General features: G+C 63.4%; 1 protein-coding gene. It reads left to right on the top strand.

Annotation, left to right across the window (positions count from 1 at the left end):
- On the top strand, window positions 1–1,059 hold a 1,059-nt coding region (locus HDE79_RS21785; RefSeq protein WP_255488554.1), incomplete at both ends, for a condensation domain-containing protein.

Below are 1,059 nucleotides of genomic sequence, written 5' to 3'. Positions count from 1 at the left end.
GGAACTTCCGCTATCGTTCGCGCAGAAGCGCCTGTGGTTTTTATCACAACTGGGCGAGGCCAGTGCGGCGTATCACATTCCGGCGGCGCTTCGCTTACACGGTGAGTTGGACGAGTCGGCGCTGCGTCGTGCACTGAACGCGTTGTGGTTGCGACACGAGTCGTTGCGCACAGTGTTCGTCACCGTCAAGGGCCAGCCTCGAGTGGAACTGCTGCCAGCGACGCAGCCGTTCCCGCTGATCGACCATGACCTGAGCGATGAGGTCGAGAAGGAAGCGGCACTGGCCGCGCTCAGTTACGCGGAGGCCCACGCACCGTTTGATCTGGCAGCCGGTCCACTGATCCGTGGACGGCTGGTTCGCATGGGCTCGGCAGAGCATGTGTTGCTGCTGACCCAGCACCACATTGTGTCGGATGGCTGGTCGCTGGGCATTCTGGTCAACGAGTTCAGTGCGCTGTACGCGGCCTTCGTCGAAGGTCGTGACAACCCGTTGCCGCCGTTGGCGGTGCAATACCCCGACTACGCTGTGTGGCAACAGCGCTGGTTGGGCGAGGAGCGGTTGGGCGGACAGTTGGATTACTGGGAGCGCTCGCTGTCGGGAGCACCGATCCTGCTGACGCTACCGACCGACCGACCGCGTCCGGCGACGCCGAGCTTTGTCGGCGGTTCGGTGCCGGTGCGATTGGATGCGGAGCTGACGGTGGAACTGAAGCGGCTGAGTCAGCGTCACGGGGTGACGCTGTTCACGACGCTGCTCACAGCCTGGGCATCGGTGTTGGGTCGCCTGAGTGGTCAAGACGACGTAGTCATCGGTACGCCGTCGGCCAACCGGGGGCGGCATGAGATCGAGCCACTGGTCGGCTTCTTCGTCAACACGCTGGCGTTGCGGATCGACCTGTCGGACGCGCCGACAGTAAGTCAGTTGCTGTCGCGGGCACACACGGTGGCGTTGTCGGCGCAGGATCATCAGGACGTGCCATTCGAACAAGTGGTGGAACGACTTAATCCGCCGCGCCGGCTGGAACACACGCCGCTGTTTCAGGTGATGTTCGCCTGGCA

Source organism: Rhodanobacter sp. MP1X3 (genome assembly GCF_014207165.1).
In the GTDB taxonomy this organism is placed as follows: Bacteria; Pseudomonadota; Gammaproteobacteria; order Xanthomonadales; family Rhodanobacteraceae; genus Rhodanobacter.
Note: the sequence above shows the minus strand (reverse complement) of the source record. Positions and strands in the feature narration are given on the sequence as shown.